The organism is Paraburkholderia sp. UCT2 (assembly GCF_014397665.1).
In the GTDB taxonomy this organism is placed as follows: domain Bacteria; phylum Pseudomonadota; class Gammaproteobacteria; order Burkholderiales; family Burkholderiaceae; genus Paraburkholderia; species Paraburkholderia tuberum.
Genome location: NZ_VZQO01000030.1, coordinates 69,308 through 93,521, shown reverse-complemented (window position 1 = coordinate 93,521; position 24,214 = coordinate 69,308). Strand labels below are relative to the sequence as shown.

General features: G+C 62.2%; 18 protein-coding genes. 4 read left to right on the top strand and 14 right to left on the bottom strand.

Annotated elements, in window-relative coordinates; genetic code table 11:
• The 6 genes from F6X39_RS23575 to F6X39_RS23550 all read right to left on the bottom strand — a co-directional run.
• Positions 1–754, bottom strand: a 754-nt coding sequence (locus F6X39_RS23575; RefSeq protein ID WP_187618317.1) for a ShlB/FhaC/HecB family hemolysin secretion/activation protein, incomplete at its 3' end; no start/stop codon positions are given.
• A complete protein-coding gene (locus F6X39_RS23570) occupies positions 751–1,089 on the bottom strand; it encodes a small multidrug resistance protein (RefSeq protein WP_184032473.1) in 339 nt (112 codons plus the stop codon). The genes F6X39_RS23575 and F6X39_RS23570, both read right to left, overlap by 4 nt.
• A gap of 2 nt (positions 1,090–1,091) precedes the next feature.
• Positions 1,092–2,261: a hypothetical protein gene (locus F6X39_RS23565; RefSeq protein ID WP_187618316.1), complete on the bottom strand. Its 1,170-nt coding sequence runs from the start codon at positions 2,259–2,261 to the stop codon at positions 1,092–1,094.
• Positions 2,262–2,275: 14 nt separating this feature from the next.
• Positions 2,276–3,712, bottom strand: coding sequence for a UbiA family prenyltransferase (locus tag F6X39_RS23560; RefSeq protein ID WP_187618315.1), 1,437 nt, complete (start codon positions 3,710–3,712; stop codon positions 2,276–2,278).
• 418 nt (positions 3,713–4,130) lie between these two features.
• Positions 4,131–4,400 (bottom strand): hypothetical protein, encoded by a 270-nt coding sequence (locus F6X39_RS23555; protein ID WP_187618314.1) that lies wholly within the window; start codon positions 4,398–4,400, stop codon positions 4,131–4,133.
• The gene (locus tag F6X39_RS23550; RefSeq protein ID WP_187618313.1) at positions 4,397–12,901 is read right to left on the bottom strand and encodes a hemagglutinin repeat-containing protein; all 8,505 of its coding nucleotides are present in this window, start codon (positions 12,899–12,901) and stop codon (positions 4,397–4,399) included. The genes F6X39_RS23555 and F6X39_RS23550 overlap by 4 nt, the downstream gene beginning before the upstream one ends.
• A 402-nt stretch (positions 12,902–13,303) precedes the next feature.
• On the opposite strand from F6X39_RS23550, the gene F6X39_RS37410 reads away from it, so the two are divergent.
• From F6X39_RS37410 to F6X39_RS23530, 3 genes are all read left to right on the top strand, one after another.
• The gene (locus F6X39_RS37410; protein WP_316251717.1) at positions 13,304–13,843 is read left to right on the top strand and encodes a hypothetical protein; all 540 of its coding nucleotides are present in this window, start codon (positions 13,304–13,306) and stop codon (positions 13,841–13,843) included.
• The gene (locus F6X39_RS23535) at positions 13,840–14,325 is read left to right on the top strand and encodes a hypothetical protein (protein ID WP_090809023.1); all 486 of its coding nucleotides are present in this window, start codon (positions 13,840–13,842) and stop codon (positions 14,323–14,325) included. The genes F6X39_RS37410 and F6X39_RS23535 overlap by 4 nt, the downstream gene beginning before the upstream one ends.
• A gap of 109 nt (positions 14,326–14,434) precedes the next feature.
• Positions 14,435–14,842: a hypothetical protein gene (locus F6X39_RS23530; protein ID WP_143037255.1), complete on the top strand. Its 408-nt coding sequence runs from the start codon at positions 14,435–14,437 to the stop codon at positions 14,840–14,842.
• A gap of 259 nt (positions 14,843–15,101) precedes the next feature.
• Here the strand turns inward: F6X39_RS23530 and F6X39_RS23525 are convergent, their stop codons facing one another.
• A complete protein-coding gene (locus tag F6X39_RS23525; protein WP_187618312.1) occupies positions 15,102–17,477 on the bottom strand; it encodes a TonB-dependent receptor in 2,376 nt (791 codons plus the stop codon).
• A 180-nt stretch (positions 17,478–17,657) separates the two neighbouring features.
• Between F6X39_RS23525 and F6X39_RS23520 the strand changes: the two genes are divergently transcribed.
• Positions 17,658–18,656, top strand: a complete 999-nt coding sequence (locus tag F6X39_RS23520) for a histidine kinase (protein WP_187618311.1) — start codon at positions 17,658–17,660, stop codon at positions 18,654–18,656.
• Here the strand turns inward: F6X39_RS23520 and F6X39_RS23515 are convergent.
• The 7 genes from F6X39_RS23515 to F6X39_RS23485 all read right to left on the bottom strand — a co-directional run bounded on the left by F6X39_RS23515 (position 18,626) and on the right by F6X39_RS23485 (position 24,181).
• Entirely contained in the window at positions 18,626–19,288 is a 663-nt protein-coding gene (locus F6X39_RS23515) for a response regulator transcription factor (RefSeq protein ID WP_184064647.1), read from the bottom strand. The genes F6X39_RS23520 and F6X39_RS23515 overlap by 31 nt on opposite strands.
• The gene (pqqE, locus tag F6X39_RS23510) at positions 19,285–20,535 is read right to left on the bottom strand and encodes a pyrroloquinoline quinone biosynthesis protein PqqE (protein ID WP_187618310.1); all 1,251 of its coding nucleotides are present in this window, start codon (positions 20,533–20,535) and stop codon (positions 19,285–19,287) included. The genes F6X39_RS23515 and pqqE overlap by 4 nt, the downstream gene beginning before the upstream one ends.
• 4 nt (positions 20,536–20,539) lie before the next feature.
• Complete coding sequence (gene pqqD, locus F6X39_RS23505; RefSeq protein WP_187611479.1) at positions 20,540–20,818, bottom strand: pyrroloquinoline quinone biosynthesis peptide chaperone PqqD; 279 nt, start codon at positions 20,816–20,818, stop codon at positions 20,540–20,542.
• Entirely contained in the window at positions 20,815–21,582 is a 768-nt protein-coding gene (gene pqqC / locus F6X39_RS23500) for a pyrroloquinoline-quinone synthase PqqC (protein WP_187618309.1), read from the bottom strand. The genes pqqD and pqqC overlap by 4 nt, the downstream gene beginning before the upstream one ends.
• A gap of 72 nt (positions 21,583–21,654) precedes the next feature.
• Positions 21,655–22,569, bottom strand: a complete 915-nt coding sequence (gene pqqB / locus F6X39_RS23495) for a pyrroloquinoline quinone biosynthesis protein PqqB (protein ID WP_187618308.1) — start codon at positions 22,567–22,569, stop codon at positions 21,655–21,657.
• Positions 22,566–23,600 carry an alpha/beta fold hydrolase gene (locus tag F6X39_RS23490; protein WP_187618307.1) on the bottom strand — a complete coding sequence of 345 codons (1,035 nt, stop codon included), beginning with the start codon at positions 23,598–23,600 and terminating at the stop codon, positions 22,566–22,568. Before F6X39_RS23490 ends, pqqB begins: the two co-directional genes overlap by 4 nt.
• Positions 23,597–24,181 (bottom strand): cytochrome b, encoded by a 585-nt coding sequence (locus F6X39_RS23485; RefSeq protein ID WP_262414786.1) that lies wholly within the window; start codon positions 24,179–24,181, stop codon positions 23,597–23,599. The genes F6X39_RS23490 and F6X39_RS23485 overlap by 4 nt, the downstream gene beginning before the upstream one ends.
• Between the last annotated feature and the right edge of the window lie 33 nt (positions 24,182–24,214).

Below are 24,214 nucleotides of genomic sequence, written 5' to 3'. Positions count from 1 at the left end.
TTACCGTCACGACCACATCGCTTTCGCCCGGTACGTCAGTGGGTTCGATTTTCATGTCCACGTCCTGACTGCTGACGCGCTTCATCTGTTCCAGTCCCTGTTCGAGGTCGCGCAGGTTCAGCATGTCACCCTCGCGGGCCGGGAAGGCGGTTTTCCATGTGCCGCGCGTGGCGGGATCGGCGAAGCGGATCGTTCGCAACACGCCCGGCACCAGTGCAAACTTCAGCGTGCCGGTTGACAGGTCCTGTTCGGGTAACAGTACGCGTGTGGTGATATAGCCGCGACCGAGAATAGCCTGCTGCAATCCTTTGGTGAGCGTGTCGAGTCCGGCCTTGCCGATGCATTGCTCCCGGTAATGGTCGAGCCATTCGCTTGCGAAGGCAAAGCGGTCGAGCGGTAACGCGGACGCACCCTGTTTGCGCACGGCATCAGGTAACGTGGCAGGTACGTCGAGCAAAAACCATTCGATGCGAAAGCATGGCGTTTCAGCAGGCAGTTCCGGCCAGACGCTGGCCTTCGGCGCGGTCGAGCGTACCGAAGGCGCGTTGACGGTCTTCTCACGCTGCTGCGCGTCGCGTTGCTGCTGGAGCTGCTGGTTCTGTTCGGCATTGGCGCGCGCCGCTGCGGCTGTATCTGCCGGAGTCGGCGCCTGCTGCGCGAGTGAAGTCGAACTACCTAGCGCAAAGAGCGCTGCCGCCAACGGAAGGACAGACAGCGCCGCCCTGCTGACCTGTAGAGATTGTTGCTTTGTCATGCCGGCCTTGTAACTAACCACACACCACCAAGAATCACTACCGCGCCGACCAGCTGAGTCGGCTTTAACACCTGCTCATGCAGCGCCGTGAACGCCAGTACGACCAGGATCGAGACGGCGACCATCAACGGATAGGCGACGCCCAGACTGGCCTTGCGAAGCGCAAGCGCATAGAGAACAAATCCGACTCCGTAAGAGCCTATTGCGGCCACGCGGAGCAGAAGCGGCACCCATTCACCTACTGACGGTGTCGCCGCCCGAAGTGCGGCGAGCCGCAGCAGAACACTTGCCAGTCCGCTCAACATACCGCTGGCAATCAACGCGATCAACGACATGACTAGCCCGCCACGGTGGAACGCACGCGCGTCTCAACGTGCGCCTGATCGCTTTCTGCGTTCGAGAAAATCTGCCCGAAACGGCTCGCGCCATTCAATGCGACGAGCACGATCGCGGGGAAAGCAAGGGAAAGGTTGCGGATCTCGTCGGTATAGCCGAAGAGCACGAACAGAACGAGGAGCGGCAGGAACGCGACAAGGAAGTATCGTCTGTGGCTCACACTGGTCTCCTGCCACGCACGGCGAAAGAACACAATCGTGGGCACAAGGATCAGCGGATTCTGAAGGCTCGGCGTCAGGATGCCCTTGGCAACCAGGTTATAGAAACGAACGTATGAAGCCGGGTTAAGCCAGAACAGCAGGTTTTCTTTCGCGTGAAACTCGATGAAACCGCCGCTGTTCGCTTCGTAGCCGTTCATGATGAAATGCCGGCTGACGAAACAGCATACCAACTGGAGCGCCAGCCAGCCGAACCGGCTGCGCATCGGGACGTCCCGCTGGTGCAGGAAGAACAACGCAAGTGGCACGAGAAAGAACGTTTCCTTGTTGAACGAGAAAAACGCAATCGCCAGCGTGCAGGGGATCATCCAGCGCTTTAGCATGAAATAACATGCGCTGAACACGCCCAGTATTTCGATGAAGTCGTAGTAGTACGCGCCCGCCTGGAACGTAAGTGGGTAGATGAAGCTGAAGCCGGCCAGAAACCCGAGTGCCTGCCCGAACGACAGGCCACGCATCCGCGCCAGCTTGTAGATCAGCAATAGCGCAAGCGCCATCGACAGCACCACGAAGAAGTAGACGATGTGGTACGTGATGGCGACCATCGGCGTCCAGTACGTGTCCGGGACGCCGCTGAAGTAGCTATGGTGCAGCGAATCATAGCGACTGATGGACTTGAACAGTTTCTCCTGAAGCGCAGGGTTCAGTTGCCCGGCCATGTACTTCGCCGCTTTGGCAAACGTGGAGCGGTAGACGTACGGCCGCGGAGCCGTCCCCTCGATCATGCTGACCAGCGTGAGGCTTTGCGCATAGCCGTCCAGCTTGTGATCGTCGCGAAATCCGAACTTCAGCAACACGCTGTTCGTGATGTTTCCTGCGCACACGAGCAGCAGGACGAATACGATCGAGAACCGGCAGAACGTCAGCATCCTGTTTCTGTTTTTCAAATTCATTTTGCAGGGACCTGTCAAAGCTGCACAAAGTGGGCCGTCATCATGGTGGCGACCATGATCAGAATGGTAAGGAGGCTGCCGTGATCTTCGATCAGATGGACTAACGGGTCGTCATCCACTACGCCCCGCACGGTCTTGATCCACAGGCGCGCGAACAGGGCGATCAGGCCGATTTCGACAAACCACAGCAGTCCGGGTACCGCATACCGGTCGATCGTCTCCGGCGCGTTGATAAAAAGGCCGAAGACAATCACTGCCGAGAAGGACGAGCCGATACCCAGCGGCCACAGCACTTCAAGATCCGCAACACGATAGTCGCGCCCCACCGTGACGGCGTCGGCGCTCATGCGCAGGGACACCAGTTCGGCGCAGCGCTTGACGAGCGCGAGACTCAGGAACGTGAAGACGGAAAACGCGAGTAGCCAGTGACTCGTGCTGATGTTTACCGCCACCGATCCCGCGAAGATTCGCAGCGTATACAGCAGTGAGAGCGCGATGACGTCGATCATCACGCGCCTTTTTAGAAACAGGCTGTAGGCGGTGGTCAAGATCAGGTAGAACAAGAGCATCACCGCAAACGCTGCCGATGTTGATAACGCCAGCGCGAGCGACGTGACGAGTAGCGCAACCGCACACAGGATGCCGCTCGATATCGATAATGCCCCGCTCGCGAAGGGCCGCTGCCGCTTGCGGGGATGCCGTCGGTCGCTTTCCAGATCCCAGAGATCGTTCGCGATGTAGGTCGCCGATGCGCCCAGCGACATCGAGACAAATGCTAGCGCGAGCGTCACCAGCTTGCCTGTATCAAAGAAGGAAAATGCCGTCAGCAAGGGTACAAAAAGCAACAGGTTCTTGAGCCACTGGTGAACGCGCAGCGCCTTCAGCCAGAGCGAAAGGTCGGCTTTGCTGTTTGGGAACTCCCGCTCAACAGGGACATTCGTGCGAACCAGATTGGCAAGACGTGGCGAAACGCCAGCCAGAACGGCCGCCTGGGAACCGAGCCATACCGGCAGGTCGGCACGACTGTCGCCGGCGTAGACGAACCGCTCGCCGACGCATAGGCGCGCTTTCTCAAGCTTCGTCCGTCCTCTCAGGTTGGTGCCGCCCTCCGTGGCCAGCACCGCGTCGAAGAGTCCCAGATGCGCGGACACGCGTTCCGCAATCGAACTGTGCGCGGCAGTGGCGAGAACGATCTTACGGCCACGCTTTTTTTCGGCAATCAGATAGTCGACTAACGCTTTGCGATACGGCAGGTGCTCGGCTGCAATACTGGAGCGGGCGGCAATCTCTCGCTTGAATGCCAAACGTCCTTTCAACAGCCATATTGGCAAACGGATGATATTCAATGGATTCTGCTTCACGACCTTGATGACGGACTCAGCCAGCGTGTCGGTCAATGTCAGCGTTCCGTCCAGGTCTACAATCAGCGGAAAATCGATATTCTTTTGCACAAACAACCCGTCCTATTCTGCGGTGCAGTTGAGCGCATGCCGGACGCGCGTACTCGCGTTCCTGTGCACTGCGCTACAGGTGCACCTGCTGGTTCTGCGTTGGCGCGCGCCGCTGCTGCGGTATCCGCTGGTGTCCGTACCTGCTGTACCTGAGTCGCGAGAGAGACAAAGGCTGTGAGCGGTAGAAGCGCCAGCCTCTTTCTGATTTTCATTGTGCTCGTGCTTCCTGATTACCCACGACAGGAACCCGCTGCAAAATAGGCTGCGGCTGCTCGACGGGTCATTCCTTGTTCCTGTCGTTTTTGACTTTGTAGCTGTCGCGGGCATTCTTGTAGTTGCTATCGAACGGCTTAATCTTCAGCATGCGTGCTCGGCTTGCATAGCCACCTCTGCATCGAGGTTAATTGCTTTAGTCACATCAACCCTTAAACCACGGCCCAAACCGCGAAGGATCGTCGCTCAACATACCGGCCTTGCGTAGTCGGGCAGGCAGTTTTCTGATCCAATACGCAGCCAACACTATGCAAACCGGGCAAAAAATAAACAACATTGCCGGCTTTTCATCGAGCTTGAATGCGAATCGACATAGACCTGTCAAGATCATCGCCCACAAAATCCCCGCGCCGATAGCAGTGCCCCAAACGATGCAGATCGACTGCACGAGTGCGTAGAGTCGTTTCCAATTCATTTCTTCTCCGCGTTCTGCACATCGTTCACGATTTTGGCACCCTTTGATCCCACATTGATAACCTGCATAGCCTGATTCGCGGTGACAGGGATTTCCCACTGGAGAACTGGAATCGTGAGCATATTGTTAAATTTTGGAACCGTGACATCGAACATCGTGCCGGGACGATTCAAGCCGTCTGACCACCCCATCTTTAGGGGAGTTGGCATGGTCAATGCCGCAACACTTGTCGCAAATGCAGCGGTGTCGTAGAGCGCATTACCCCAAGTAGGTGAAACTATATTGAAACCCATTCGCAGAGGGTTGACACCGGGCTCTGGAATACCTTCGTAACGGTTGAACAGTCCATTGCTCCCTTCAAATACATCATTGAGCCCAAAGGTAATCATGGCACTGCCCACGCCACATGCAGCGCCCGTAGCGCAAACTCTGGCTCCGGTGGTTGCCATGTACGCACCCAGACCCGTTTTTGCTGCGTCCTTCGCCACCCCGAATGGATCAGCCTTCAGCATGTCCGAGATCTTCTGCGTCGGCGTGTAGTCGAACAGTCCCGCTTCCTTCTGGTTGTTGACCCACTGCAACTCCGGCCCAAGCTGCGACGCCTCAAGCTGACTCACGTAATTCGCGTTGTACTGGTCGCTTCCCTGGGGAAACTCGGCCCAGCATTTCACTGCGTAGCACGCCGCCTGCGTCAGCTTTTTCTCTTCCGCCGCGTCGCCGTTGGCCTTATCCGCAATCGCCTTCTTCTCATCCGGATGCAACTGCCGATTAAACCGGTCCACGTTGTACCCCGAGACTGCACCTGCGTTGCCGCCCACCGTTGCGCCTGCGCCCGTGGCAATCGCATTGGCCACGATGTTCCCGAGAGCTTCATTCATTGCCGCATTGCCAGTCGGATTCGAACCGGCAATTGCGTCGCTCAGATTGTTCAGTTGTCCAGCCGCAATCGACGCAATCGCAGCGCCGGCAGCGCCACCGATGGCATTGCCACCCGCCAGGCCGGTCACAAGGGCCGCGCCCGCCGCCTGCATCATCGCGCGATCTGTGCCGCCTTCCTTCCACGCGTCCATGCCTGCCTGATCGCCTGCGGCGGCTGCCTCGTCATACTTCGTTTTCGCATAGTCGCCAATCCGCCGGGAAACGGCTTCGCCCGCTGCGCTCGCTGCCGCCATCATGTCGGACTGTCGGTCAAGCAGGTCGTTCACGTCCGGCAGCTTTGCCACCGTGCCGTTTGCGTTCGACGTATCCCGGTTCAAACCTGCAATGTCCTGGGTCTGCTTCGCCGCATCGGTCGTGATGATCGTGCCCGCGCTGATCGCGCTTTTCGTCGTCGCGCTGTCGCTGCCGCTGTCGTTCTGGCTTAGCATCGGCGCGACGCCGCCCCCGTTGATGCCTGACGTGCTGCCGTGCGTGCTGTAGTTCGCGCCACCATCGCCCGCCGTGATGCCCCCGCCGATTCCGCTGGAATGTGCGTCATAGCTGGATGAATTCTGAACGTCAGAGAACGTCAGCGTACCTGTCGAAAGCGTGTTTTTCGACACATCGGCCTCGCTGGCGATCAGCCCGCCCTTGAGGTCGGTGTTACCCACGACACTGATGTTGAATCCGCCGTCACCGGCCGAGATTCCAGCCTGTTCATTGACACCTGCATAGCTGCCGCTCGCGTTCGCGTCGGTGTGACTGAAGCTCGCACTGCCGCCGCCCTGGCTGATGCTGAATCCGCCGCCTGTACTCTCCTGATGCGCGGCGCTCGCCATCGTGTCCTGTACGCTTGCGATATTGAGGTTGCCGCCGACGCTGGCATTCACCTGCTGGCCGCTCACGTTGGACCCGATGATGTTCGTATCGCCGCCCGAAATGATTGTCGTCGTATTGGCCGCCGTCACATGCGTGTTGTTCTGCGTGGCCGCATCGGTATTGCCGTCGCCGTGCGCCTTCGACATGGCGGCATCGACGCCGAAACCGCTGCTGCCATAGGATATGCCGACGCTGCCGCTGCTCGACTGGTTCGTGCTGCGCGTCGAATCGGTGTCGGTCGTATTGACGAGATTCACCTGATTCTGCGCCGCGAGAATCACGTCGCTGGCATTCACGTTCGAACCGGCGATGGTCACGTTGCCGCTGCCGGCCGTGGCGTTACCCGTTGCGACAAACGCCGCTGTTCCGCCAGCCGTCACGTTCGACCCTACGTGTGTCGTGGAGTCCTCCGCGTACGTGCTTTTCGAGCTACTGGAGCCGAAACTGAGTTCGACCTTCATCTGAGGCGTGGCGCCCGTCGCAAGATCGTTGACCAGCCCGCCGGCGGCCATATTCGCGTCCCACGCCGCACTCGCTGCCGCCATGCCGTGCAATGCCGCCGCCCGATCGTCCTTGCTGTTGCTGGCCGCATGTGTCTGGTCAACCGCATTCGATATGGCATCGATGACCGGCGCTTTCACGGCAAGGGTGAACCCGCTCTGTTTGACCGCATGCGATTCGTCATAGTGCGTGGTGTCGTTGGCGGCGTCGATGATGACGTTCGCGCCCGTACCGGTGACGTTCTTCGCAGCAATGAGATCACTGCCTGTCACATGCAGATCATTGCCCGCGACGATGCTCAGATTGCCCGCGAGCGAGCCAACGGTGCTGCCCGTGTTCGTCACCTGCGACGTATTGGTGGTATCGGTCTGCGTCTTGCTGCCGACCGAGATACCGACGCCGCCGCTCGTACCGAAACCCGACTCATGTTTCTGGTAGTACGTGGACGTAGTCTGCGTATCCTGCGAAGTCGTAATGTTGACGTTGCCAGCCGCTGCGAGATTCACGTCGTTCGTGCCTGCCACCGTCGAGCCTTTCACGGTCAGGTCCTTGCCCGCGCCGATGTTGACAGTATCGCCTGCCACTATACTTGCCACGCCGATATTTGCCTGCGTGTTCTGTGTCGTGTCCGTGGTCGAGCCGTGAAACGCGCTTCCGCGCTTCGATTCGGTCGCCACGTAGCTGTCGTGTTCCTCGCGGGCTTCGTTCAGCGCGACGTCGCCGCTTGCGGCAATCGTCGCTGCCCCTGTACCCGCCGTGAGCGTCGAGCCGGTCAGCGTCACATTGCCCTTGCCCGCGTCGGTGCTGACCGCGCCAAGCGTCGCATTTCCGCCTGCGGTAAAGGTCGTGCCGACCGCCCGCTCGTCGTACGCATGGTCAACCTCCTTGCGGGAGGGACCGTCCGTTGCAACGTTGTTGAAAGTGGCGGTGTCCGTCACCGTGGTAGCGGTCAGGTTGCCGCCCGCGATCACCGCCAAGTCGCCGCCCGCCGCAACGGTCGCGCCCCTGAGCGTCGTGTCGTTGCCGCTCTGCATCGCGAGACTGCCGCCTGCCGTGATTGCACCCGTCTCATTGATCGTGCTGCTCGCATCCCAATGGTGCTGCGCGTTCTGCATTCCGGACTGCGACGTTGTGGACTGCACCGCGTCTACCGTAATGTCATGTCCTGCCGTGATCTGCGCGTCACCGCCCGCGGTGATATTCGCGCCGTGCATGGTCAGGTCATTGCCCGCTGCAACCACCATGTCGCCGGTCGAGGCAATTGTGCCCTGTGCGCCAAGCAGCGTGGTGCTCATCCTGCTGTCGCTGGTCGCGGTGCTGGCGCCCACCGTGTCGACCAGCGTCGTATTGATGATGTTGTTGCCCGCCAGCACCGCAACGCGGTTGCCGCTGATCATCCCGGACGCATTGATCACATCGTTCGTCGCGGCCACGACCGTGGTGCCGTTCGTCCCACTGCTGCCGATGGTGCCGCCACGGTTCAGGATATCGGTGGCGCTCACGACCGTCTGCGTACCGCCTTTGATCACGCCGCTGTTCGTGGCGCTGCCGGTCGCATGAATCTCGACGTCATCGGCGGAAATCAGCGCGCCGGTCGGTTGCAGGTCGTTCGCATGGGTCTGCGCGAGATAGACAACGGGCGCGAGGACCTGCTGCGTGCTGCCATCGGGCAGCGTGACGGTCTGACTGACCAGCCAGACAATATCGCTCGTCAGTGCATCCATCTGCGCGGCCGTCAGCGCGATACCGGGCTCAAGCCCGAACTGTTGCGCAACGTTCACGCCGTTCGTCATCAGCGCCTGATACTCGTCGAGGTTGTTCGTATAGCCTTGCAGATAGACGCGGCCTGTCAGTTGCGTGATCTGCTCGCGAATCAGCTGTTCCTCGTACATGCCGTCGCCAAGGCGTTTCTCGACAGTCTGCGGATTGAGCCCAAGCTGCTTCAGCATGTAGTCGCTGGAGATGAAACTCGTATAGCTGGTCAGGCGCGGATCGGTGACGACCAGGTACGATGCGCCGGGCGCAGTCTGATAGGTGTACAGGCCGCTCGACGGCAGGGTGAGATTCAGCTTGCCAGTGCTGCCGGCGACCGTTTGCGGGGCGTCGACCTGCGGCCCCGTCAGGACCTGGTTCGCGCCGAGCGTGCCACCGGTGGCCCCGGTCGCGGAGTCCGCCGCCGCCACGTTCGTGTTGTTGATGTCGGTGCCGCTTATCTGGACCGCGTTATTCGCGATGATCGTGCCGCCCGTGCCACCGATCGCCACAGGCGTCAGGACGATTGACGGTTCCGTCACCGTCTGCCGGTCCTGGCTGGTGTCCACGTTCCACGCATAGGTGGAAACGATGTCCTGACGCTGATACTGATACAGCGTCTGTCCGGTATTGTTCACCAGCGTGCCGCCGTAATTGCCGCTGCCGTTGGCAATCTCGCCGTCCTGCTGGCTGGCGCCGATCTGGATCGAGCCGCCCGCTGCGATCGCACTATAGCCGTTGTTGAGCGTACCGACGTTCGCCAGCGTCAGGTTGCCGCCCGCCAGCAGTTGCGCCTGCTGGGCCTGCGGACCGGTTACCTGGTCCTGCTGCGTGGTGGTCGTCGTGTCTCTCGCGACCTCGACGACCTGATAACCATTATGTCCACCGCTGAACGTCGGGTATTCGGTCGACGGCAGGTAGTTGATGTTCGGGTCGTAGTCGTCCCAGTAGTTGACGGTGACCGAACCGTCAGCGTTCTTCGTCAGCGTGTTGTACCAGATCGTCTGTTGCTGGCCGTTGACGTTGACCACCAGCACGTTGTCGGTCGCATTCGGCCCCGAGGTCTGCGACACGATCTGCGAGGCGCTGAACGTTGCGTCGAGCGGATTCTTGTAGCCATCGCTCCAGGTGGGATTGGAGCAGGCCGGAATCGGACCACCGGTCGGACAGATGATGTACTTGCCGCGCTTGGTCTGGTGTTCAGTCTCAACATCGGTTGTCACTGTCTCAACGGTGGGCGCGGGCCGCGAGTTCGTCAGCGTCTGCGTCGCGACTTCGATATTGCCCTGCGCCTCGATGGTGGACTGGTCGTTGGTGAGCGAATTCGAGCGGTTCGCGAGCAGACCGTTACCGTCGCGCGTCGCGTCGGCGGCGATGTTGATATTGCCCAGGCTGAACAGGTTCGCGCCGCCCGTGTTCGAGATATCGCCGGGCGAGTACAGGTTCAGTTGCGAAGCGGCGGCCATGATGGCAGCGGGGCCGGTGTTCACAATGGACTGGCTGGCGTTCGCCGTGACGGTATTGCCGATGAGGGTGGCGGTGTTGGTCAGAGTGGCGCTATTCGTCGTAACGGTGTCGCCCTCGATGCGGCCTTCATTGGTGATCGCGTTCGCCGCGTTGACGGTGGTGCTGGCCGAATTGAGGTCCGCGCCCGCCTGGTTGTCCACGTTCGCCGCATTGACCGTCAGCGCGTTGACCGCGCCGAGGGTCCCCTGGTTCGTGAAGCTGCCTGCTGTCGTGAAGCTCAGATCGTGATTCGCCTGGATCAGGTTGGCGGTGTCGAGCGTGTAGTCGCCATTGATGGTTACTGCGCCGTCACGGCCCGCCACGATGCGGCCGTCACCGGTCAGCTGGTTCGTCGTGACGCTCAGGTCCTGGTCGCTGCCGATTGCGCCGCCCTGGTTGGCCAGCGTGCCAGCCGTGATGGCAACGCTGCCACCACTACCGTTGTCATTGCCGATCCGTCCCGACGTGTTGTCGAGCGTCGCCACGTTCAGACCGAGCGCACCGTTGGCGTGGATCGAACCATTCTGGTTCACGACCGTCGCGCCCGCCTGGTCGAGCGTGAGGTTATTCGCACCCGAGAGTGTGCCGCCCGTGTTACTCACCGACTGCGTCGCGTTCAGCGTCAGGTCGTGACCTGACACGATCTGTGCGCCGTCCATGTTCGACAGCGTCTGCGCGTTCACAGTCACGTCACCGTTGCCGCCGATCGTGCCGGTACCGCTCAAGCCGCCCGTGTTGGCGTTCGTGATGGTTGCCGCGCTGATGGTCGTCGCGCCTGTGCCGACATTGGCGATACGGCCATTCGTGTTGTCCACCGATGCGCCCGACACCTGCAATGTCGTACCCGCGCCGTCCGATTCGATCTGGCCACCGGTATTGACGAGCGCACCGGATGCCGAGGCCGATACGCTGCCGTTACCCTGGATCAGACCCGCTGAATTGTCGAGCGTGCTGCCGGACTGCACGGTTGTCGCCCCGGATGCGGTGAGCGTGCCGCCCGCATTGTTGACGCTGCCTCCCGCGACGGACACGTCACCGTTGCCGCCGATCAGTCCGTTGTCGGTGTTCGTGAGTGCGCCGCTGGCGCTCACCGTCGTAGCCCCGGTGCCGCCGTTCGCAATCGTGCCGCCATCGTTCGCAACGCTCTGCGCTGACACGTCAAGCACGTCGTCGGCCTGCACCGTGCCGCCCTCGTTGTTCAGTGTGCCCGTGCCGGTTATCGATACGTCGCGTGCGCCGACATAGCCGCCTGCGCTGTTATCGAGCGAGGCCACCTGAAACGTCGCGGACGATCGCCCCGCCAGCGTCCCGCCCCGGTTCGATACCACGCCCCCGTGGACATCCAGTGAGCCATTCGTGGCGATGGTGCCCGCGTTGTTCGACAGCGAACCGGTGGCAATGGACAGGGTGCCGGTCCCGGAATCCGTAATCCTGCCGCCGTCGTTGATGAGCGCAGCGGGCGTGAGCGTGAGGCTGGAACTGTTCGTCGCCAGCGATCCGTGCGTGTTGTCGAACGTACCGGACACATTGACGGTTGTCGGCCCGGTGCCGGTCTGCGTGAGCGTGCCGCCGTGGTTGGTGAGGTTCGCTGCCGCCAGAGATAGCTGCGTCGCGTTGAGCGTTGCCGCGCTGGTGTCAAGCGTCTGCGCGGCGGAAACATTGAGCGCGCCGTTAGCAGCGCTCTGGCTGCCCGTAAGCGTTACGTTGTTGCCCTGAAGCGTGGCATTGCCACCCGCGATGTTCTGACCGGTTGCGGAAAGGGTATCTGCCGCGCTCAGGGTCAGGTCGCCGCTCTCGGCGACGCTGCCGTCCGTATTGATCCCTGCGCCGAGGGTGCCGGTTGACGTGACGTTCCCCGCACTGATGGTCAGGTTCTGCTGCGCGTAGGTTGAGCCGCTGTTGTCTACATCGCCCGCCGCTGACACCGCAAGATTGCCGCTCGCGGTCGTCTTGCCGGTGAGAACCAGCCTGCCCTGCGTCGTGAGCGTCAGGTCACCCGCCTGGGCGGCGATCACGCCCGCATTGGACACCCCGACACCGTATTCATTGCTGACCAGAGCGATACGATTCGCGTACATTCCGCCAAGCTGGCTCACGTCGATAGACACGCCCGGCGCGGGACCATCGCCCGCAATAGGGGTGGCCGCAAGCGTATCGTGACTGACCTGATTCGCGCCGGTGATAACATTCAGGTCGTTGGCACGGATGGCCGCGTTAGCCTCCACCGCGCGGGAGATCAGGTCCACCTGATCAATATTGGTCGCGTCCAGGCCCGCGCCCTGGACGGTAATCATGCCGCCAGTTACGTTAAAACCGCTCAGGTTGCCGCCCGCATCGAGCATCGGCGTACCGGTGGTGAGAATGCCGCGCGTGGTATTGATGAAGCCGCCGCCATCGACCACGATCCCCGAACCGTTTGCCACGACGACTTCGGCCCTGTTGCCCGCCACTTCGAGATAGCCGCGCAACTGGCTGGGCGAATTGCTGTTGACCTGGTTGAGAATGATCCGCGCGGACTGGTCTGGCGAAAGATTCGGGTTACCACTCACCTGTCCTGCGAGTTGCGTGTTCGTGATAACGGGTGAGTTGTTCAGGATCGCGCCGTTTTTCTGCACATCGAACTGCGAATACGTATTGACCGAAACACCCGCATTCGACGCCTTGTTGATATCGACCTGCGGCAGGCCATTGCGCGTCTGGATGACATTCGGCGCGTGCGCGCCCGAGGGCACGATCTGCGCATCCGCGAGAACAGGTGCGAGTCCGCACAGCACCAGCGCGGCGAAAGCTGCGTGACGCATGGTGAACAGTGTGATCGGGCGCCGTGAGGCCGATGAATGGGTCTCGCCCTGACTTGCGTTGCCGTGGGCAATGGCGGTTTCCGCAACAGCGACGAGCATACTCCGGCACCGGCTGAAAACCAGCCTGAACATGTTCTTGTTCATTCTGCATAGCGTATTTTTTTAACTTGCCGAAAAATACCTCATACCACCGCTCGGGTAAGTTAAACATTGTCAATGCAGTGCGAAGCAACAACAGAAATCAAAAACAGGAATTGTCTGATGGACGCAAAGCGCCAATATGCGAAGACGAGATATGCAAACGAATAAACGTCTGCTTCTCGCCGTGTAATTGAAAAAGGCGCTATCAAGCCACCTTCATTGGAATGCCGACAGAACCGGTTCGTGTTTTGCCGTGGTAAAGCCAGGAGTCACGGGTCTGCCGTTTTTTTGACGTTTATTGTCAATGTTTGTCAAAACGGATCTATCCTAATTTAAAACTGTTGACTGTGATTTCTTTAGATGGTTAATTCGTCGGGTGTTTTCTGGAAAATCAGAAGAGGTCAAATGGAACAACAGAAACACGACGGCACTGGGGACGAGGAAGAATGCCTGCTTTGCCGTATCACCTATTCGATCTACTCAAACTTTCCGCCAATGCCATCCGCAATGGCGCTGAACATCGAAACCGGCGAATGGTTTCCGTTCGATAGGCTGAAGTCGTATTCAAACGGTTACGAGATGGCCGTAGCCCTGGGCACCGCATGGGCGTGCGATTGTCGCGGGCGCTCACGACAAGCGGACGACGCGAGCATGGCAAGCTCGCTCTATGGCAGCAGCCCGCGCGTGCCGGAGAATCTCGGCAATGCTCAGTCGTTCGTCTATCAGCCCGACATGCCGGACGGTGACGCTGTGCAGCTCGCCGGCGCCGATGGTCGGCCCGGTAACAATCAGGCGCAGAACAAGCAATTTAAGGCGGTGGTCAAAGCACTTGGACTAAGCAAGAATCAAGCACGCCGCCTTCACTACGATATTCAGATGGACGATCTTGAGTATCACGGCATGATGGAGCGCGCCCTGGACCTGTTTGGAGACAAATTGGAATGATCGATACGAAGGAGCAGGTAGGACTTCACCTTTCCGCCTTGATCGGGCTTAACGTTAGCGGAGTGGCGCACGCGGCCGACATGCTTACGTTACAGTTCGGTCCGCTTCGGGAGGTAAAGACCGGCAGAGGAACCATCAAGTATCTGGGCGATTGGGCGCTCCATATTCAGTGCGACTGGCGCATCGAGCAGGGACACGTGATCGTTGCGTCTTATTCGGACTTCGCAGCGTCTGAAGAGAGAACGAGAGTGACAACGGAACGAATCCGTGATCTCCTTGTGACACATGGCCCAACGGCTGTTTTGAATATCGAGGCGGGCGAGAACGGTGATGCCGTCATTTTGCTGGCGAGAGATATGCGACTAGTCATTCTTGCGGATGCGATACCTGATGATGAGGACTGGCGCCTATTCCCCTCGAATCCCGACGCGAAGCATTTCGTGATCGAGGGTGGCAAGGTCGATCCCTGGTCCTTGTCGTAAGGAGAGACTGGACATTGAGCGTCCCCTCATTACCGGTATTCCTGGTAATCGTCAGGTGATGCTCGACATGGCAGAGGTATCGACATTGAATAAATTTTGGAGGTGCTTCTTGCTAGTCATGGCGCTTTGCAGCTTTCGGCCGATATTTGCCGATGAGGTGATCAACGATTCGAATTGCATGCAGTACCTGGGCGGTGGCGGATTTGGAGATTTTGATTGCTATGAGCATCATGCAAGATCCCTTGAAGTCGACAACAAGAAACTGGCGAATTCAATTAAATCCGCACGAGGCATCAAAGGCGCGAGCAAGGCTGAGCTCGATCGGTACATGCGCGCACAAGATGAATCGGCAAAGGCTTGCGATCTAGCCCCTAAACTAGCTTATGATTGGAATATTGAAGAACCGCCAAAAACACACGTGGATATGTACGATGTCACGGGAGCGCGTTGCCATTATTCAATTCGCAAGCAGCAAAACGAAATCCTGCGCGACCTCTATTCGATAAAAACGGGTTGAACGACCCGTTTCGGCGGGGCCATTTAAAGGCGGGTCACGCAGGCAAGCGGCACCACCACGACTGAGCATCGGCCACGTCGCTTATCAACTCGATCCCGCGAGCACGAAGTCGTTAGGCATCGAACGCCGGGCCTACGGGTGCCGCGACGAGGCCTACATATTCCTCAAAATCCGCGCCGCGTTCCCCGGCATTGCGCTCGTGACGAAGCCTCAGGCGGCGGAAAGAGCGAAGCCATGCGATCCGCCACGCCAGACGCCGCTACTTCCACGCATACCTCATCCCCACCCAGAACCCCCTCGGCGCACCCGGCCCGACGAACTGCTCGTTGACCGGCGCCGTGCCGTTGAACGTATTGCCCGGCCCGGTAAAGAAGTTCTCCCCGAGCGCGCCGAAGCTCGCATAGCGCTTGTCGAGCAGGTTCGACACCGACGCGAACACCTGCAACTGTTTCGTCACCTGGTAGCTGGTGTCCATATCGATCAACAGATAGCCGGAGAGCTTGCCGTTCACGTCCTGGTTGTTCTCGTCGCCCTGCGCGTAGATGCTGCCGCGCCACGTCAGATTCGTGCCGATTCGCCATTTCGCGGTGGCCGCGTAATCGAGCCGCAGCTTGACGGTCGTCGCCGGAATGCTCGGGATGTGATCGCCGGGATGCACGGTGATGTTGCCGTTCGCGTCGGCGCTCGAGTTGCTGGGGCTGCTTTCGACCCATGTCGACTGGTAGGTCGCATTGACGTAGCTATAGCTGCCGGTCACCGTGAACGGACCGTACTTCGTCTGCCCAGCCAGTTCGACGCCTTGCCGGCGCGTGCGCCCGACATTCTGGAAAACCCCCTGCGAACTGCCCGCGCCGTTGCTGCTGATGAACTCGATGTCGTTGTCGAGCGTCGTGCTGTAGGCAGCCGCGCTCCATGTCGTGTTGCCGCCGATCCTGCCGCGCGCGCCGACTTCATAGGTCTTCGAAATGACCGGCTGCAACGACGGATCGGAGATGAAGTCGTTCGGCAGCGAACACGGCGCGTTCGGATCGGCGCAGGCCAGCTCGATTGCGGTCGGCGAGCGCATGCCCTCGTTGTAGGTCGCGTAGGCGGTGAGCGCCGGCGTCGGATTCCAGTTGATGCCGACCGCCGGATTGAAGCGCGAGAACGTATGGTGGCCGTCGAGCTGCGGCTGCGTGCCGGATTCGTCGCCGATCGTCGCATCGGCCCAGTTGTAGCGGCCCGACAGCGTCAGCGACCACTGCGGCGTCAGCGAAAGCGTGTCCGTCAGGTAGATGCCGTAGTTCGTGTTGTGCGTGTTCGCGTTGGTCTGCTGAGCGAAATTCCCGATGCCGACCGTTGCGCGCGAATCGGTAAACGTCGCGTCCTGCGACGACTGCGTGAAGCGCGAGTCGGCGGCATCGACGGCCATGCCCGCGATGAACTGGTTCTGCAGGCCGCCGAGCTTGCCGAGCAGCGTCAGTTGCAGGCTCGCGCCGTAGCTGTCGGTCGTCACGGTGGACTGTACGTTGGTCGCCTGCAACGTGTCGACGGTGCCGTCGGGATTGATCGTGCCGTAGTCGTTGTTGACGTTGCTGCTGGTGTTGGCATTGCGAAAGTGCCGGTAGTACGCGTTGCCGCTCAGCTCGACGTTGTCGTTGAAGTAATGATCGCCCGACAGCGTCAGGTAGCCGGCGCTGTTCTGATTCCGATCGGGATACGTGTACGGTTGCCTGGGGTTACCGAGGAACGAGCGCGGAATGGTTTGCGCGCCGTGCAGATCGTTGTCCGCGCCGCCGGCCGATAACGACAGCGTCGTGTCGGCGTCGGTATAGCGCAGCTTGCCGAACGCCTGGCGGATGCGGCTCTCGTTCTGCTCGGCCCAGCCGTTGTCGTTCGCGGCGTTGGCGGTGAAGTAGTAGTCGAGGTTCTGGCCGATCGTGCCGCCCTGTTCGATCTGCGCGGCCTTGCGTCCCCACGAGCCGCCCTGAATTTCGGCCTCGCCGACCGGGTTGTCCTTGCCGTTTTTCGTCGTGATCGACAGCGCGCCGCCGAGCGTATTGAAGCCGAAAGTCGGATTGGAGCCGGGGATCAGTTGCATCGTGTCGATCGCCTGTTGCGGCAGCAGGTCCCAGTTCACGACGTCGCCGAACGGTTCGTTCACGCGCACGCCGTCGACGAATACCGACAAACCTTGCGGCGTGCCCAGCAGCGGCGACGCGGTGAAGCCGCGATAGAACAGGTTCATCTGATACGGGTTGCCCTGCGCGTCGGAGATCGTGACGCTAGGCAGATTCGCCGCGAGATAGTCGCTGAGTGTCTGGCGGCCCTGCCGTTGGATATCGGCCGCGTGGACCGTCTGCACGTTGGCCGGCACCAGCGTGAGCGGCGTGCCGATGCCGAGCAGCGGCGTGGTGCCTACGACGACGATCGGCGCGAGGGTCGTGGTCGGTGTCGTGTTGCTGTTGGCGTTGCCGCCGGCTGCGCCGGAAGAGGCAGCGGAAGACGCCGAGGCCGGCGCCGACGCCGCGACTGGCGGCTCCGCCTGCGCCCATACGCTCGTGGACAGACCGGCGAGCGCGCCGCCGACGCAGAAGGTGATGCCGGCACGCCGCTGAAGCCGGCGTTTGCGGCGTGCTTGTGATCGCATGCTCATCGTTATTGTCTCCTGCCGGCTTGATTTGTACGCGTGTCGCGCGTTGCTTGGACGTTGGTGTAAAGCTTCGCATACGCGTCTGTAAGCCGCGCGGGAGCTTTTCCCGATCTGCCGGGGAAGCGTTCCCAAACTCGCGCAAAACCCGCTGCGTGTGCCGGCGCTGAGTAGAATGCAAGCGTCATGTCAAGCGAACCGATCCATTCCTCTTCCGCTGACCGAGCGGCGCCAGCGTCGCCGATATGGCGCGACCTCGGCTGGGTCGTCGCCGTGACCGTGCTCGCGGCGGTGCTCGGCGCCGCCTTCGATCTCAGCGAGAAGGTCTACCGGTTCACGCGTGGCATGGAGCGCTTCCAGCTCGACGAGTTGCCGGGCGCGCTGTTCGTGCTGTCGATCGCGCTCGCGTGGTTCGCGTGGCGCCGCTATCGCGATGCGCGCCGCGAACTGCGCCATCGCCGCATGCTCGAGGAACAGGCCGAACGGCTGCTCGCCGACAACCGGCGCCTTGCCAGTCAGGCGCTGCAGGCGCAGGAACTGGAGCGCCGCCATCTGGCGCGCGAGCTGCACGACGAGCTGGGTCAATACCTGAACGCGATCTCGCTCGACGCGGCGCGCATCCGCGATCTATCGGGCGAGCGTGAGCCGGAAATTCATCGCATCGCGCTTGGGCTGATGCAGAGCGCGACGCATGTGTACCGCGAGATCGGCGGCATGATCCGCCGCCTGCGGCCGATCGGTCTCGACGAATTCGGCTTGCCGAGCGCGCTCGAACATTGCGTCGACGGCTGGCGCGAGCGCTTGCCCGAGGCGTCGTTCTCGATGACGATCGAAGGGGATTTCAGCGGCCTCAGCGATGCGTTGACGATCACGCTGTACCGGCTCGTGCAGGAAGGACTGACGAACGTGTCGAAGTTTGCGCGCCGCTCGCGCGTCGAACTGTTCATGGTGCGCGCGCCGCGCGAACACAACGGCACGCAGATCGACGAGATCGTCGTCACGATGGCCGACGACGGCCCCGGCACCGATCTGACGAAGCCGCGCAGCGGGCTCGGGCTGATCGGCATGCGCGAACGCGTCGAGGCGCTCGGCGGCGAATTTCACATCGCGAGCGAGCCGCAGCGCGGTTTTCTGTTCTGCGCGCGCGTGCCCGCTCAGGCGGGGCTGGCCGAGCCCGTGAACTGAAGCCCGAGGCGGCTTGCCATCTGCGCAAGCTGTACGCCGTTGTCGGCGCCGAACTTCTGCCGGATCACCGATTGGTGGTTGGCCACCGTTTTCTGACTCAAGCCCAGCTTTTCGGCGATGCTCGGCAGCGTATAGCCCTGCACGAGCAGCCGCAGCACCTCGAACTCGCGCGCCGACAACTGACGCCCCGGCGGCCCTTCGTTGAACGCGGTGCGCAGCGCGAGCGCCTGCGAGATGTCCGGGCTCAGGTAGCGGGCACGCCGCGCAATCGAGCGCACCGCTTCGACCAGCACGTCGGGCGCGCTCGCCTTGGTCACGTAGCCGAGCGCGCCCGCGTCGAGCGCGCGCCGCACGAAGATCGATTCCTCGTGCACGCTGAAGATCAGCACGCGCGCGTCCGGTTCGCGCGCGAGCATGCGCCGCATCGCTTCGATGCCGCTTGCGCCCGGCAGCGCCACATCCATCACGACCACGTCGGGCCGCAGCGCGCAAAAACGCTGGTAGGCCTGCGCGGCGTCGCCCGCTTCGCCGCACACCTCGACGTCGGCATTCAGTTCGAGCAGACGCCGGTAGCCTTCGCGCACGACCGCATGGTCGTCGACGAGCAGAACGGAGATGGTGTCGGCACTCATGATTGGACTCCGGGTGACGCCCGGTTATCGCCGCCGGCGTCGGGCTCGCGGGCAGCGGCCGCGAACTTGCGTGAGTTGGCGTCGTTGCGGAACAGGATCGGCTGTTCGCGGGCCGCTGCTGTCGCCCCGGTTGCGGATGCAGATCCCGATGCTGCACGCCGCACGATCTTGACCACGGTGTCGTGAAACGGCGACTTGTCGCAGACCGGGTCGGCGTTGGCCGGGTCGCCGGTCAGCAGGTAGGCCTGGCAGCGGCAGCCGCCGAGGTCGCGGTCCTTTTCATCGCAGCTGCGGCACGGCTCCTTCATCCACTGCAAACCCCGAAAGCGGTTGAACGCGTCGCTGTCGTACCAGATCTCGCGCAACGGCATGTCCTTCACGTTCGGCAGCGTCAGGCCGGGCAGGCCGCGCGCCGCGTGACACGGCAGCGCGGCGCCGTCGGGCGCGACGCCGAGGAACACCGCGCCCCAGCCGTTCATGCAGCGCTTCGGGCGGCGCTCGAAGTAGTCGGGCACGACGAAGAAGATCTTGCAGCGCTCGCCATGCGTGCGGCGATAGCGCGCGACCACCGCTTCGGCTTCTTCGAGCTGCTGTTGCGTCGGCATCAGTTGCGCCTGGTTCTCGCGCGCCCAGCCGTAGAACTGCGTGTTCGCCAGCTCCAGATATTCGGCGCCGAGAGCCAATGCCATCTCGATGATCTTGTCGACATGCGGCAGGTTGTAGCGATGCAGCACGCAGTTCATCACCATCGGAAAGCCGTGCCGCTTGAGCGCGACGGCGACGCGCTGCTTCAGCTCGAAGGTGCGCGTGCTGCTCAGGAAGTCGTTCAACTGCTGCGTCGAATCCTGGAAGGACAGCTGGATGTGATCGAGCCCGGCGGCCTTCAGATCGCCGAGGCGCTGATCGGTGAGACCGACGCCCGACGTGATCAGGTTCGTGTAGAAGCCGAGCCTGTGCGCTTCTTCGACCAGTACTTCGACGTCGTCGCGCACCAGCGGCTCGCCGCCCGAAAAGCCGAGCTGCACCGCGCCGAGCGCGCGCGCCTCGCGCAGCACGTCGAGCCATTGCCCGGTGGTCAGTTCGCGGTTGTGATCGGTGTAGTCGAGCGGGTTGTAGCAGAACGCGCAATGCAGCGGACAGCGATAGGTCAGCTCCGCGAGCAGCCACAGTGGCGGCGGCACGACGGCGGCCGCGTCGCTTTGCACTTGCGCGCCGGGTTGAGAGCCAGCTTGAGAAAGATCGGTCATCGCGCTACTCCAGCCAGCCGCGCCCATGCGCGTCGGCGATGAAGGCCCGCACCTCGCTGCCGATGCCGGTCGTGTTGAACGCCTGTTCGAGCTCGGCGATCAGCGTATCGATGTCGCGTGTGCCGTCGCAGCGCTTGAGGATTTCTCCCGCGCTTTGATTGAGCTTCACCATGCCCTCGGGGTACAGCAGCACGTGCGCGTTCTGCGCGGGCTCCCATTGCAGGCGGAATGGCTTCGCGATCGCGAGCGGCGTGGCGGGGTCGGCGCGTGTCGAGTCGTTCATTGTGGAAACGCCTTCTCGATCGCGTCGAGCATGGTCCACAGAATGTCGAGCTTGAACTGCAGGATGTCGAGCGCCCGTTCCTGCTGATCGCGTCGCGTGAAATGGGCAAGCGTGACCTCGAGTCCGTGCTGGACATCGCGCTGCGCGAGCGAAATGCGTGAGCGGAAGTACGCGAGGCCCTCGGGTTCGATCCACGGATAGTGCTCGGGCCAGCTCGCGAGCCGGTCGCGATGCACCTGCGGCGCGAACATCTCGGTCAGCGACGAGCACACCGCTTCCTGCCACGGCGCGCGGCGCGCGAAATTCACATACGCGTCGACGGCGAAGCGCACGCCCGGCGTCACGTGTTCGAGCGACCACAGTTCGTCGCGTGTGAGGCCGACCGCATCCGCGAGACGCGCCCAGGTTTCGATGCCACCTTCCGCGCCGTCGTAGCCGTCGTGATCGAGAATGCGCAGCACCCAGCGGCGGCGCGTCTCGCGGTCCGGACAGTTCGACAGCACCGCCGCATCCTTCAGCGGAATGTTGATCTGGTAGTAGAAGCGGTTCGCGACCCAGCCGCGAATCTGCTCGCGCGAGCAGCCGCCGCTATTCATCTTCACGTTGAACGGATGGTGGATGTGATAGGCGGTGCCCTTCGCGCGCAACTGCGCCTCGAATTCTTCACGGCTCCAGGCGGGTCGGTCGATGCCTTGAGTTCCCGTGGTACTCACGTCGCGTGTTGGTGTTGTTGGTGTCGTGTCCTGAAGGTCTTTCGCGTTCATGCCGTCTCCGTTTTATCGTCGTTTACAGCCGCGCCTCGTTACCGCATCGCTCCATACTCTTCACTGCGCGCCTCAAAGCTCGAAGCTCATTCCGTCGTACGCGACCTCGATGCCATGCTCGCCTAGCATGCGCCGCTCGGGGCCGTCTTCGATCAGGATCGGATTCGTGTTGTTGATATGGATCAGCACTTTGCGTTTCGCGCCGAGCGAATCGAGTGTTTCGATCATGCCGCCCGCGCCGCTCTGCGGCAGATGGCCCATATCCGCCGAGGTCTTCTTCGACAGGCCGAGGCGGATCATTTCGTCGCCGGTCCACAGCGTGCCGTCGACGAGTAGCAGATCGGCCTCGCGCATCGTCGCCAGCACGTGCGGCTCGATCGCGCCGAGCCCCGGCGCGTAGAACACGCGCCGGCCCGATTGCAGGTTCGTCAGCACGAGTCCGATGTTGTCGCCGCGCTCCGGCGCATCGCGATGCGGCGAGTACGGCGGCGCCTTGCTCGACAGCGGCAGCGCGTCGATGCGGATGCCGGGCAGCGCGTCGACGGCGAGCGGCGCGCCGTCGAGCGCGATAAGGCGGTGCTCGACTCCGCAGTAGTGCGACAGGATCGGCGCGACCGGAAAGCCGGAGCGGAGGTCTTGCCAGACCGCATCGGTCGCGTATAGCGGCAGCGGGGTGTCGCGTTCGCGCAGCATCAAGAGGCCGGTCACGTGGTCGATCTGCGCGTCGATCACGAGCACTGCGGCGATGCCGCTGTCGCGCGCGCGCCGCGCGGGTTGAAGTTCGGGATGCGCGGCGATCTGCGCGAGCAGATCGGGCGATGCATTGACGAGCAGCCAGTCCTCGCCATTCGCGCTGACCGCGATCGACGACTGCGTGCGGCGCGTCGCCTTCACCGTGCCGCGACGCACTCCGTCGCAATTGCGGCAATTGCAGTTCCACTGCGGAAAGCCGCCGCCCGCCGACGAGCCGAGTACCTTGATCTTCATGCCGCGCGACGCATGCTGCTGCGCCCCTCTTCGACGGTGGGAGTGAACATCGCGGTGAGCGCCTGCGCGACGCATGCATGCAGCGCGGGGTCGCTCGCCAGATGACCCGCCGCGCTCACAGACTCGACGCGCGCCGACGGAACCGCGCGCGACAGACGTCGCAGATTGCCGCGCGGACACACCGGATCGCGCGCACCATGCACGGCCGCAATCGATACCCCGGCGGCCGCCGCGCGGCGCGCGAGCGACAGCAAACGCGTCTCGCCGAGCCAGCAGCGATGCGCGAGGTAGTGCGCCTGAATCCGGTATTTGCCGATCAGCTTGCGCGCGTGGCGTTGGGATTCGCGTGGGTTTCGCAGGTTCGCACGTCGTTGTGCGGCGCCTCGTGGCGATGCGCTCGCGAGCACCGCGTTTTCATAGCCGCGCCAGGCCAGCGCGAGCGCGCGTTGCCGCGCTTCATTCGCGCCGTATTGCAAGGTCTCGCCGCAACGCGCGGCCAGTGTCGCGGGCTGCTCGCAGCGAGCAGCGGCACGCAGTCTCGACCACGCACGCGGCGCACGCTTGCGTGACGCGATGAACAAGCCGCGCACTTCGCGCGCGGACGTCAGGAACAGGCCGCGCAGCACGACGCCCGTCACCGACCGCGGACACTGCCCCGCATACGCGAGCGCGAGCGCCGCGCCCCACGATCCGCCGAGTACGCCCCAGCGCGCGAAGCCGAGCCGCGCGCGAATCGCTTCGAGATCGGCGATCAGATAGTCGGTGCGGTTGTGGCGCACGCTGCCGTGCGGCGTCGAGGCACCGGTGCCGCGCTGGTCGATCAGCACGACGCGAAAGCGCTGCAGATCGAACAGCCGCAGCACGCCGGGCTGACTGCCGCTGCCTGGGCCGCCGTGCAGCACCGCGACCGGCACGCCGTCGCGCGCGCCGGCCAGCCCATACCACACGCGATGGCCATCGCGCGTGCGCAGCGTATGGACTTCGAGCGCGGCGGCCGCCTGCGTGTGGCGCGATAAGCTTCGCATCGTCATGGCAGCATCCTCGCGAGCAGATTGTCGCGATCGATCCACTGATGCTTGAACGCGCCCGCCACGTGCAGCACGATCAGCACGATCAGCGCGAAGCCGATGGCGTGGTGAAGGCCGAAGAACAGTGCGCGCAGATGCGCGTCGTCCCAGCCCCACTTCGGCAGCAGGATGCCCCAGAAGCGCGTGCCGTAGGTGTTGAACGACGAGCCGAGATACCCGGCAAGCGGCATCGCCACCATGCCGACATATAAAAGACCCTGCGTAGTGCGCGCGGCGGCGCGTTGCCACGGTGGCATCGGCGGCAGCGGAGGCCGGTGAAGGACCAGCCGCGCGACGATGCGCAAAAGCACCAGCAGGAAAACCGTCAGTCCGAGCGACTTGTGCAGATTGATCAGCGTCGCCTTGACGGGCAAGCCCTTCGGCAAGCCGACCATATAAAGCCCGAGCGCGAGCAGCCCGACGATGCCGAGCGCGATCAGCCAGTGCAGCGCGATCAGCAGCCCGGCATAGCGCGGGCCGCCGGCGCTGGGATTTGCGTTGAGGTTGATATCAGGCTTCGCGTTTGCAGAATCCGCTGTCCTCATGCCCTGTCTCCATGCAACATCGTTGCGGGACGT

Bases quoted from the DNA above. Each gene is read 5' to 3' on its own strand.
- F6X39_RS23565 (WP_187618316.1), bottom strand. From the start codon at position 2,261: ATGAATTTGAAAAACAGAAACAGGATGCTGACGTTCTGCCGGTTCTCG.
- pqqD (WP_187611479.1), bottom strand. From the start codon at position 20,818: ATGAACGACTCGACACGCGCCGACCCCGCCACGCCGCTCGCGATCGCG.
- F6X39_RS23525 (WP_187618312.1), bottom strand. From the start codon at position 17,477: ATGAGCATGCGATCACAAGCACGCCGCAAACGCCGGCTTCAGCGGCGT.
- F6X39_RS23555 (WP_187618314.1), bottom strand. From the start codon at position 4,400: ATGAATTGGAAACGACTCTACGCACTCGTGCAGTCGATCTGCATCGTT.
- F6X39_RS23550 (WP_187618313.1), bottom strand. From the start codon at position 12,901: ATGAACAAGAACATGTTCAGGCTGGTTTTCAGCCGGTGCCGGAGTATG.
- F6X39_RS23485 (WP_262414786.1), bottom strand. From the start codon at position 24,181: ATGAGGACAGCGGATTCTGCAAACGCGAAGCCTGATATCAACCTCAAC.
- pqqE (WP_187618310.1), bottom strand. From the start codon at position 20,535: ATGACCGATCTTTCTCAAGCTGGCTCTCAACCCGGCGCGCAAGTGCAA.
- pqqB (WP_187618308.1), bottom strand. From the start codon at position 22,569: ATGAAGATCAAGGTACTCGGCTCGTCGGCGGGCGGCGGCTTTCCGCAG.
- F6X39_RS23520 (WP_187618311.1), top strand. From the start codon at position 17,658: ATGTCAAGCGAACCGATCCATTCCTCTTCCGCTGACCGAGCGGCGCCA.
- F6X39_RS23490 (WP_187618307.1), bottom strand. From the start codon at position 23,600: ATGACGATGCGAAGCTTATCGCGCCACACGCAGGCGGCCGCCGCGCTC.
- F6X39_RS23535 (WP_090809023.1), top strand. From the start codon at position 13,840: ATGATCGATACGAAGGAGCAGGTAGGACTTCACCTTTCCGCCTTGATC.
- F6X39_RS37410 (WP_316251717.1), top strand. From the start codon at position 13,304: ATGGAACAACAGAAACACGACGGCACTGGGGACGAGGAAGAATGCCTG.
- F6X39_RS23570 (WP_184032473.1), bottom strand. From the start codon at position 1,089: ATGTCGTTGATCGCGTTGATTGCCAGCGGTATGTTGAGCGGACTGGCA.
- pqqC (WP_187618309.1), bottom strand. From the start codon at position 21,582: ATGAACGCGAAAGACCTTCAGGACACGACACCAACAACACCAACACGC.
- F6X39_RS23515 (WP_184064647.1), bottom strand. From the start codon at position 19,288: ATGAGTGCCGACACCATCTCCGTTCTGCTCGTCGACGACCATGCGGTC.